Origin of the sequence: Mycobacterium sp. 1465703.0, assembly GCF_001672975.1 — a bacterium.
Lineage (GTDB): Bacteria > Actinomycetota > Actinomycetes > Mycobacteriales > Mycobacteriaceae > Mycobacterium.
In genome coordinates, this window is the sequence record NZ_LZKU01000072.1 from 1 (window position 1) to 8,755 (window position 8,755).

The following is an 8,755-nucleotide window of genomic DNA, read 5'->3' on the forward strand; positions in this document are numbered from 1 at the left end:
GTCTGCGCTGGCCTTTCGCACTTCGTCGAGTCGCTTGGCGTAGCCGTCGGCGGCCGAGCCCGACGCGGCGTGCTGGCGCTCGGATTCCCTGAGCGAGCGGGTCGTTTCGTCGTTCTGTTCTTCGAACCGCTTGCTCGCGCCGGTCGCCGAGTCAAGGTCAACGATGCCTTGGCGCAGCTCGCTACCGTCGTAGTCGATTTCGAGCTTGCCGCGAGCGGTGCCGAGGTTGTATTCGGTCACCAGTCGTCGCCTTCGACGGCCAGCTCGCCGGCGTCGTCATCGGGTCGGCCCTTGACGCGGCTACGCACAGACGGTGCGTCTAACGGGTCGGCGAAGCCGGTCGCTGAATTCGTCATGTCGCCACCCATTAACCTTTCCCATTCGCGCATTCGCTGCGTCTTCGCGATTGCTGGATTGCTTGCGGTGCCGGCCTTTTCGACTCGCACCTTGACGGCCTGCCCGAACGATGCGATGCCCCGGTTGAAGTAGAACCGCCCAATCGGGCCGACCGACTCGTCGAGCAGCGCGACGTCGCTGGGACACTGATTGAACAGCGTCGCCATCTGGTAAATCTCGTACGCGAGCGGCCTATTCTCTGCGTAGACTTTTGAGCGCCGCTTGCTGCGCCCCCTGCGCAGCGGCCTTCATTTCGTCGGGCATCGCGGCGTCGAAGATGACCCACTTGTCAGCGAGCTCGATGTCGTCGACGTGCACCTGATCGGGGCCCGATACACCGGTGAGAATGACCGTCGGGCAGACGACGGCGGCGGCCGCGATGCGTTCTAGCGTGTCGATGACGGGGCCGGCCTTTTCGGGATCGGTGACCCACTGCTCGGCCGCTTCAAGTGCGGCCTGTTGGTTCTCGTCGCTGTTTTCGATGCCGCGCAACAGCTCGACGCCGAACGAATCGCGCATGTTCAGCACGCCGAGTTTGATGACCTGCGTCGTGGAAAGCTGGCGCACCCGCACGAACCCGCCTGACGGCAACTCGACGTCACGCTCGCCGCGCTTGTTGAATCCGTACTCGCGGCGCTGGGCACGACTGGCGGCGGCGGCCGCGCGCTCGGCGCGGTCCTGCTCGGCCCATTCTTCGGCCTGCTCGCGCTCGGCGCGTTCGACGTCGGTCTCGTCGTCGTCAACGACAGAAGCCGCCGGCGCCGACCCATGTTCGAGGTCGGCCGCCGGCGGCTCTGTGGTCTGCTCGGCCGCGTGCGGTCCACTGTGACCGAGCGGCAACGAGCATTCCCAACCGGGCGGCATCTGGTCGCACGTGGCGGCCGGCGCGGGCCGGTTCGCGGCCTTCGCCTTGCGCTTCGGTTGGCTCTTGATCGGTGATGTCACTTTTGGCCTCCTAGGGGCTCGTGTGAAGTGAAAATCGTTGTGCTGCGGGCGCCTACCCTGCGGCGGCCGCCGTAGTGACGGTCACCGGGCTCGAGTAGTCACCGGTGACGCCGCCGAACACGCCGGCCACGCGGAACCAGTACTTCGTTTGCGCCGTCAGCCCGGTCACGCTGGTGCTGTTGGTCGCCGGCGTGCCGCCCTTGGCCGCGTCGACGGGGGTGAACGCGGCACCGTCGGTCGACTGCTCGACGACGTAGCTGTCCGCGGTCGGCAGATCGCCCCACGTGAGCGCGGCGGTCGTGTCGGTCAGCGCGCCCGGCGTCAGGTTCGACGGGATCGGCGACGGGTTCGGCACGGGGGTCGAGCCGAGCGTCGACTTCTGCTCGTTGTACTCGATTTCCCACAGGTAGTCGTCGTCATCGCCGGGCATCGGCGTGCCTTGGAAGTCGATCGACGGAACCATGAACGTGCCGTACTTCATGTCGGCCTGAATCTTGCCGTTGGCCTTGCAACGGAAGATGCGACCCACGTTGTCGCCGCCGCCGTTCGAAAGCACCTGGCCTTCGACGCGGAAGTACGGACGCATGTCCGAACCACGCTTGCGCAGAACGCGCTTGACGTTCGGCTCGATGCCCGACTCGATGAGCTGGGCGCCGGTGATGAGCGAGAACGTCATGATGTCCAGACCGCCGGCTTCAAGCGAGCCGTCGACGGTGGCGCCCTTGCCGGCGATGGCGACGGCCGACTTGTCGTCACCGTTCAGAGTGTCGAAGTCCTCCGATTCGGTGAACGCCAACGTCTGCGCCAGCGGCAGCCGATAGCTGGTATCGGCGAGAATCGTGCCGTCGGTGTCGACGTAGCCGGTGATCCAAACCCGGTGCAAGCCATAGGGCTTGGTGTCGGGGTTACCCGGTGATGCAACCATTACGGGTGTTCCTTTCGGTGAGTCGTTTGGGCTCGCCGGCCTCGTACTTGTGGATCTTTGAACTTGAGTGTTTCCAGCAATTCGCCGTCAAACGAATACCGATGTATGGCAACGAATTTGCCGCTCTCGGTGCACTGCCAGTGCGTGCACTTCACTTCGATTCGTTCGCCGTCGATGACCCGAAAGTGCAGCTTGCCGCCCGGGCACCGCGCGTCGAGGCGAAGTTCGCCCAGCTCGGTCGGCGCGGTCGACTCGTGCACTGTCGGGGTTATCAGCGTTCGGCCGGGTTGCCCTCGCCGTCGATCAGCTCGAAACGCTTGCTGTTGGTCAGCAGGTAGTCGAGCTGTTCGTCGGTGAACGCTGACACGGGCACGCGCCAGTTGTTCGCGACGGTCCACTTCACGGCCGCCTTCGCCGAAATGCCCACGGCCGCCCACTGTTGCGGCGTGATTTCGGCGTACGTGCCTTCGCCCAGCCGGGTCGACCGTTTCTTGAGGTCTTCCTTGTTGCGGGTGATGTTGGACGGCCCCAGGTACAGCACGAACTTGTCGCCGGGCTTGCCCTTGGCCGCTTCGGCGGCCGCCGCCCGCGCCTTGGCCTTGTCGTCGTCGGAAACCGCCGGCGCCGCGCTCGCATCGGGCGGTTGGATCGGGTTGTGCCCGTGTGCTGTTCCTGGCATTGCGATACCTTTCCCTTGGTCGCGCTACTGCGCGGTTTTCGAGCCAATGGCGAAGTAAGCCGCTGACTTACAGATCGTTTGGTAACCCTCATCGGTGATGTCGACGCCCCGGCCGGCGAAGCCGACTTGCTCAAGCTGGCGGCCGTCGCCGCCGTCGACGGGTGTGCCGTCTTCGTTGACGGCCTTGAAAATGGCGTCGCAGCGGTCGAGCATCGCGTCGATACGGCCGAAATCGGTCGACTTAGCGACCGGGACGTGCGCCCACAGTTCGAAGTGCGCGGGCCCGTTGTCCTGTATCTCGGTCGCGTAATCGGTGATGCGCCAACACACGACGATGAACGCGCCGTCGCTGGGCTTCTGATCGGCGTCGTATTCGGCGACGACAACGAGGTCGATGCCGGCCAGCGCGCCGGCGGCCTTGAGCTGGTCGTCGCCGCGCAACAGCGACATCACAGCGCCGCGCGACATCAGCGGCCGCCGGCCACCACGCGAAGACTGTCGGTCAGCTTCGCCATGAACGACTCACCGGTCGCCCGCACCGACTGCATGATGATCGCGAATCGGCCGTGATACTTGGCCTCCAAAAAGATGCCGTACCAAACGCCGTGCGCGAACGTGATCTCTTTGTGCGTGTGGTCGAACCGCAACGGGCTTTTCGTCGGCACAGCGTGCAGCCCGGCCCGCGCGGCGCCCGGTATCCGGTCGCGGCGGTTACCGGTGTTGTCGCGCCAACGCGCGTGCCCCTTCATGTAAACCGTGCCTTCGACTGCCGACTCGTCGACAAGCCGGTCAAGAAACTCGTTGTAGCGCGGGCCCAGCGAGCTCACGTTCGCCCGTAGCTGGGTCAGCCCGCGCGAGAGGTGCGCGTTACGCGCCAAAGCTGTGCCCCTGAACTTTCAGGTAGCCGACGACGGTCGCGGTCACCTGATACGCGCGATAGTCGACGGCTTCGACGGTGTACTTCGCAACGTCGTCTTCCCACGAGTCGCCCAGCGCGACAACAGCGTCGGCCGCACCGATGAGCCGGAACCCGTACTTGCGGTTCGTGCCCCGGTCGGTCTGCGCCAGCTCGGCGCCGTCGAGCTTGCCGTCGTTGAACAGCGCGAAAATCTGCGGGTCGCGCGGCGCCGGCGCGTCGTCGGTGAAGTCGCGGCCGCCGCCGGGCTTGTCGACTGGTGCCGCGACCGGTATCAGCGCGATCGGCTGGCCGCGTAGCTCCAACAGTTCGGCCACGGCCGCGCTCGCATCGGCCGTCATGCCGTCGGCCGGGACGGTTACCACCGTCGAAACCCGTGATGTGTCGGTATGCCCGGGTCGATCTGGATTGACCCGAACCGCTGGCGCCGCGTGTGCAGCCGGCAGCGGTCGAGCTCGGCCGGCGTGAATTCCACGCGGCCGCGCGTCGGGTCGGGCGCGAATGAACGCGCGGTCGTAATGTCCGGTGTCGTCACGCTGTTCGACGTCGTGGGCCCGTTCGGGTTGCGGTACAAGTCGAGCACTTTGTTCGCGACGACAGCCGTGACGCGCTTGAGCCGGTCGGGGTCGCCGGCGCTCACCGAATCGGCCGTTATCTGGTCGATCGGCTTGCGCAGCGACGGCACCTGAAACATCAGCTCGGATTCGACGTCGCCGATGCGGACGTCGACCCAAGGCAACCGACTCTCGGGAATGGTCCCTTCGAATCGGGCTGTCACGTCGTTGCGCGACGCAAACTTGCCTTGGGTCGACGGCTCCGTCATTCGACCGGAACGCCCGCCGCTTCGAGCTCGGCGATGATGGCGTCTTTGCTCAGCCCGTCGGTGTCGATGCCGTGGTACTGGGCGTACTCGCGCCAATGGTCGATGCCGCCGCCCTTGCCCGACTTGGGCGGCGGCCCGCCGGCGTTGCCGCCGGCGTCGTGACCGTCATCGTCGTCGTCATCGTCGTCGCCGGCGTCGGCGTCGCCGGCCAGCGAATCGCCGGCCGGCGTGCCCCCGTTGACCCGTGCCTCGCGCTCGTCGAGGTCGGTGCCGCCCTTGAAGCAATGCTCGCCCAACAGCTTCTCGGCCCACGCTGGAACCTCGCGGCCCGGCAGGAACGAATGCAGCTCGCCAGCCTCGTCGGCCACGTGCACGGCGTACTTCCCGATTTTCTTCGCCATATCGGCTTATCTCCTAACGGGTTTGGGCCGCCGACTACGCGACGGTTGCGACGAGAATCTTGCGGGGGTCAGCGATGACCGGCAACGCCACCATGTCGACATAAGTCGTCTTGCGGAACGGCGGTTCGCTCCCCTTGACAATCATGCCGATGATGCCGGCGCCCTGGTCGACCTGAACGCCACTGTCGAGCATTTCCATGACGGTGGTCGGGGTGCCGACAGCGGTGAATCCGAGCTGGCCCAAGTCCGACGGCAAGAACAGGAACTTGTTCGCCGGGATCGGGCGCACGATGTTGCCGCCGTCGTCTTCGAAGAACGAGTCGTACACCGACCCTTCAATCGAAATCGGCGGCAGGTTCTCGGACGCGAACAGGTCGCTGATGTCGGCCAGCGTCACGCGGGTAACGCCCGTCTGGGCGCCCTTGATGGCGTTGATGAGCGACTTGTTCGTCTGCAACTGGCGCGCGGTGGTCAGCGAGCAACGGAACTGCCCGGGCCCAGCGCCGTTGGTCGCCCGGTACACGTCGTACCACGCCACCAGGTCGGCCAGCGGGTCGCTGTTGGCCGAATCCGACCACAGCGTCGCCGGCGTGACCTTCTGATTCGCCGGAATCGCGTAGTCGACCTGTTGCTGAACGCCGTTCTCGTCGATGGTGAGCACGCCGTCGGAAAGCACGTCGCCCCAGGCCATTTCGAGCCGGTTGTAGGTGTACGCGGTCAGGTTGTCGAGGTCGTCGTACACCGATTCGGCGAGAATCCGCTGAATCGTGGTGATGCCGTTCGCGGCGTCGCCGAGCTTCGCGAATTCGATCTGGCGACGCTCGTACTCGCCGACGGGCAGCTTGCCGCCCAACGGCAACATCTTGACCCGACGCTCCGAGCCGGTGTCGCGCGGCGCGATCCAGAACCCGCCGTCGAAGTTGCGGAACTGGGCGAACCGGTTCGTCTTCGTGATGGTCGCGAAGTCGATTTCGTCCGTCGCGAACGTCTTGCGTGGGAACGACTGCAAGAGTTGCGTGTTCGACGGCAGCGGCACCGCTTGGGTGTAGGTGATGACGTCTTCGAGCGGGACGGGCCCGTTCAGGAACAGAGTCATTTAACTATGCCTCCCAACGAATCTGGTTGAGTGCCGCCTTGCCGTCCGCGTCGATCGACCCGGCGCCGGCCTGGAACGGCAACTTGGACTGCGACACGGCCGCGTCGTACACGACGGCGCTCGTGCCCACCTTCACGGCGGTCGAACCGTCCTGCTTGATCGCGTTGACGTCGCCGTAAGTCAGCCCGTAAGCGTTCTGGCGGCCGTCGTTGGCGGCCGGGTCGTACGGCCCGAACAGCCGGGTCGCGGTGACCTGGCCGACGACAGTGCCCGACGGGATGAAGCCGTTCGGGTAGTGCGTGCCGGCGGTGAACTTGCTGATGTCCAGCGTGACGTTCGGCTTGTAGTCGGGCTCGCCCAACAGCCAACGCCGGTCGCCCACCTGAAAAGCGCGCGTGGTCATCGAAATGTCAGTCGACATAACGATTTCTCCTTTGCGTGAGAAGTGACTGGCTAGGTTTTCTTGCCGTGCCGTCGTGCGGCTTCGGCTTTGCCGGCTTCGCCGGGCTTGTTGGGCGGTGCGCCCGGTCCACCACTGTGTTGCCCCCACGAGTAGCCGCCGGCTTGGCCGCCGGCGCCCGTGTAACCGCTCCCCGGGCCCGCGTTCTGCCCGTTGTTCCCTAGGCCGAACATGGCCGTCAGGTGCCCCATCACCTTTTCGCGACTGATATCGCCGTTCTCGTCAGCGAACGCCGCCGGGTTGACCCCGGCGAGAAAAGCGTCGAGCTGTTCGCCCTTGAGAACTTCGCTTGCGTGGCCGCGCAATTCGCTGCGCTGGTACTTCGGCAGCCAATCGGCGTTGGCCGCTTCGCGGCCGGCCTGCTCGGCGTCCCTGAGCGCCTTGTCGCTGGCCGATAACTGCGCTTCTTCGTACTGCCTGATCTGCGCTTGCATCTGTTCGACCTGCTCGGGCGTAACGCCCTTGTAGCCCGACAGTGTGTTCTCGGCCTTGCGGTTCTGGTGCTTGAAGTACGCGGCGCGTTGCGCGTCAGTCATTTCGGCAATCGGCGTGTTTTCGGGGTAGCCCTTATCGGTGCCGCCCTGATTGCCTTGGTTGCCCTGGCCGCTGTTCTGCGACTGGTTGCCACCCTGGCCGCCGTTGTTGGCGCCGGCGTTGTTCTGGGCCCCGTTATCCGGTGCTTGCCCCGTGCCGCCGTTGCCGTTGTTGCCGCCGGCGGTGCCGGCGTCGCCCTGACTGGTGCCTTGTGCTGGTGCGGTCAATGTTCAACTCCCATATCGGGTTAGGTGGTTCGCCCATAGCGGGCCAAGCCGACCGGGAATGGTCGGAAGTCTGTTACTTGCGCCGGCCGCGCGGCTTGCGCGGCTTGTACGCGGATTTCGGCACGAGCACCGGGCCGAATTCGCCGTGCTCGTCGATCGCGTAGCGGGTGCGCTTCAAGTGCGCGACGGTGTTGCCGCCGGCGTCCTTGTAAAGCTGCGCCAGGCCGATACTGTTCGCGTCGTCGCCCGGGTCGTGCTCGTCGGTGACCGGCGCAATCGTGCACTTGCACGTCGGCGGGTGAATCGGCATCAGCTTGTCGACCTTGTAAATCCGGTCGGCGGCCACGATGCACATGCCGCACGTGCCCGTACGTGACAGTTCGGGGTGAATCACTCGCCGATACCCGGTCACCTTGGCGCCGGCTTGCACGAGAACCTGTTGCTGTGCGAGCCGCTGCGCCAACATCAGGTTGCCGTCGACCAGATCGTCGATGCGCTGGCCGGCCAGTGCCGCCGGGTCGGCGGCGTCGATCGACTTCGCGTACCGGTACACGGCCGCCGGCCGCTGGAAAATGCTGGCGGTCGTCATGTCGGCCTTGGACACGTGCACAGCGGGCCCGGCGTCGGCGTAATCGACGCTCGACGCGGCCTGATGCAACACGAGCTGGCCGCGCTTGATGACGGCCGCCGGCGCCCGCACGTCGAGCGGCAGCGACGGCACGGCCGCGACCGCGATGCCGAGCGCGGCGAGCTGTTGGGCTTGCGCGGCCGCCGCGAGCCGGCCGGCCGCCGTCTGTGCCGATTCCATGATCGTCGCGGCTTGAGCGGCGAATGCTTGCACGGCCATCGCGTCGTACGGGTTGACCGACGCCCACAACCGTCTGATGGCGTTCTTCGCCCACGCGGCCGTTGTTTCGCGTGTGGCGATGACCTTTTCGGCCATGCCCGCGACCACGCCGGCCGGGTCGGGTGCTGTCTTGCGGGCCGCCATCGCGGTCGCCAGCGCGACGGCTTGGTCGTAGGTGAGCGGTTGGCTAGGCGCCGACATTGACGGCCGCCAGCGCCGGCGGTGACGTGTCGCTCGTGGCCGGCGGCGCCGGCGGGCCCGGCGGCGTCGAGCTGCCGGCGCCGGCGGGCCCGGTCGGCAAGCCCATGAGCGTGTCGGTCGTCAACCGGGTCATGTTCTGTTTGGTCTCATCAGGCGACATGTCCCAGATGCGTTCGCAGCGGTCTTCTGTCGACAGGGTGCCTTGCGACTGCGCCGACGCGGCCGCCGGCTCGGCCCAAGGCGCCGGCCTGTTGCGTGAGGCGTTGACCGCCAAGGTTCGCGACCGTCGCACCCGCACGTCGCCG

14 protein-coding genes and 1 pseudogene are annotated in these 8,755 nt (G+C 66.2%); all 15 read right to left on the minus strand.

Translation table 11 applies throughout. The annotated features are described in order from the left end of the window. A partial coding sequence (locus tag A5625_RS06750) for a hypothetical protein (RefSeq protein ID WP_156748003.1) occupies positions 1-240 on the minus strand: 240 nt, incomplete at its 3' end. Next, a complete protein-coding gene (locus tag A5625_RS06755; RefSeq protein ID WP_066990582.1) occupies positions 237-563 on the minus strand; it encodes a hypothetical protein in 327 nt (108 codons plus the stop codon). The genes A5625_RS06750 and A5625_RS06755, both read right to left, overlap by 4 nt. 25 nt (positions 564-588) lie before the next feature. Then, the gene (locus tag A5625_RS06760; RefSeq protein ID WP_066990585.1) at positions 589-1,341 is read right to left on the minus strand and encodes a hypothetical protein; all 753 of its coding nucleotides are present in this window, start codon (positions 1,339-1,341) and stop codon (positions 589-591) included. A 52-nt stretch (positions 1,342-1,393) separates the two neighbouring features. Continuing rightward, a complete protein-coding gene (locus A5625_RS06765; protein ID WP_066990589.1) occupies positions 1,394-2,266 on the minus strand; it encodes a fibronectin type III domain-containing protein in 873 nt (290 codons plus the stop codon). Between the two features lie 271 nt (positions 2,267-2,537). Next, positions 2,538-2,945 carry a hypothetical protein gene (locus A5625_RS06775; protein WP_066990596.1) on the minus strand — a complete coding sequence of 136 codons (408 nt, stop codon included), beginning with the start codon at positions 2,943-2,945 and terminating at the stop codon, positions 2,538-2,540. Between the two features lie 24 nt (positions 2,946-2,969). Beyond that, complete coding sequence (locus A5625_RS06780; protein ID WP_066990598.1) at positions 2,970-3,413, minus strand: hypothetical protein; 444 nt, start codon at positions 3,411-3,413, stop codon at positions 2,970-2,972. After that, positions 3,413-3,823, minus strand: coding sequence for a hypothetical protein (locus A5625_RS06785; RefSeq protein WP_156748005.1), 411 nt, complete (start codon positions 3,821-3,823; stop codon positions 3,413-3,415). The genes A5625_RS06780 and A5625_RS06785 overlap by 1 nt, the downstream gene beginning before the upstream one ends. Then, positions 3,813-4,226, minus strand: a complete 414-nt coding sequence (locus tag A5625_RS06790) for a hypothetical protein (RefSeq protein ID WP_066990601.1) — start codon at positions 4,224-4,226, stop codon at positions 3,813-3,815. Before A5625_RS06790 ends, A5625_RS06785 begins: the two co-directional genes overlap by 11 nt. Continuing rightward, positions 4,220-4,684, minus strand: coding sequence for a hypothetical protein (locus A5625_RS06795; RefSeq protein WP_066990604.1), 465 nt, complete (start codon positions 4,682-4,684; stop codon positions 4,220-4,222). The genes A5625_RS06790 and A5625_RS06795 overlap by 7 nt, the downstream gene beginning before the upstream one ends. Next, complete coding sequence (locus A5625_RS06800; RefSeq protein WP_066990607.1) at positions 4,681-5,085, minus strand: hypothetical protein; 405 nt, start codon at positions 5,083-5,085, stop codon at positions 4,681-4,683. Before A5625_RS06800 ends, A5625_RS06795 begins: the two co-directional genes overlap by 4 nt. 34 nt (positions 5,086-5,119) lie before the next feature. Then, positions 5,120-6,181, minus strand: coding sequence for a major capsid protein (locus tag A5625_RS06805; protein WP_066990610.1), 1,062 nt, complete (start codon positions 6,179-6,181; stop codon positions 5,120-5,122). A 4-nt stretch (positions 6,182-6,185) separates the two neighbouring features. Continuing rightward, positions 6,186-6,602, minus strand: a complete 417-nt coding sequence (locus A5625_RS06810; protein ID WP_066990613.1) for a head decoration protein — start codon at positions 6,600-6,602, stop codon at positions 6,186-6,188. A gap of 32 nt (positions 6,603-6,634) precedes the next feature. After that, the gene (locus A5625_RS06815) at positions 6,635-7,402 is read right to left on the minus strand and encodes a hypothetical protein (protein ID WP_066990616.1); all 768 of its coding nucleotides are present in this window, start codon (positions 7,400-7,402) and stop codon (positions 6,635-6,637) included. Positions 7,403-7,475: 73 nt separating this feature from the next. Then, positions 7,476-8,450 carry a hypothetical protein gene (locus A5625_RS06820; protein ID WP_066990619.1) on the minus strand — a complete coding sequence of 325 codons (975 nt, stop codon included), beginning with the start codon at positions 8,448-8,450 and terminating at the stop codon, positions 7,476-7,478. Further along, positions 8,437-8,755, minus strand: a pseudogene (locus tag A5625_RS06825) (hypothetical protein); the annotation flags it as partial. The gene A5625_RS06820 and the pseudogene A5625_RS06825, both read right to left, overlap by 14 nt.

What these genes read in the sequence shown, in the direction of transcription:
- A5625_RS06755 (WP_066990582.1), bottom strand. Translation starts at nt 563, where the DNA reads ATGGCGACGCTGTTCAATCAGTGTCCCAGCGACGTCGCGCTGCTCGAC.
- A5625_RS06765 (WP_066990589.1), bottom strand. Translation starts at nt 2,266, where the DNA reads ATGGTTGCATCACCGGGTAACCCCGACACCAAGCCCTATGGCTTGCAC.
- A5625_RS06775 (WP_066990596.1), bottom strand. Translation starts at nt 2,945, where the DNA reads ATGCCAGGAACAGCACACGGGCACAACCCGATCCAACCGCCCGATGCG.
- A5625_RS06780 (WP_066990598.1), bottom strand. Translation starts at nt 3,413, where the DNA reads ATGTCGCGCGGCGCTGTGATGTCGCTGTTGCGCGGCGACGACCAGCTC.
- A5625_RS06795 (WP_066990604.1), bottom strand. Translation starts at nt 4,684, where the DNA reads ATGACGGAGCCGTCGACCCAAGGCAAGTTTGCGTCGCGCAACGACGTG.
- A5625_RS06800 (WP_066990607.1), bottom strand. Translation starts at nt 5,085, where the DNA reads ATGGCGAAGAAAATCGGGAAGTACGCCGTGCACGTGGCCGACGAGGCT.
- A5625_RS06805 (WP_066990610.1), bottom strand. Translation starts at nt 6,181, where the DNA reads ATGACTCTGTTCCTGAACGGGCCCGTCCCGCTCGAAGACGTCATCACC.
- A5625_RS06810 (WP_066990613.1), bottom strand. Translation starts at nt 6,602, where the DNA reads ATGTCGACTGACATTTCGATGACCACGCGCGCTTTTCAGGTGGGCGAC.
- A5625_RS06820 (WP_066990619.1), bottom strand. Translation starts at nt 8,450, where the DNA reads ATGTCGGCGCCTAGCCAACCGCTCACCTACGACCAAGCCGTCGCGCTG.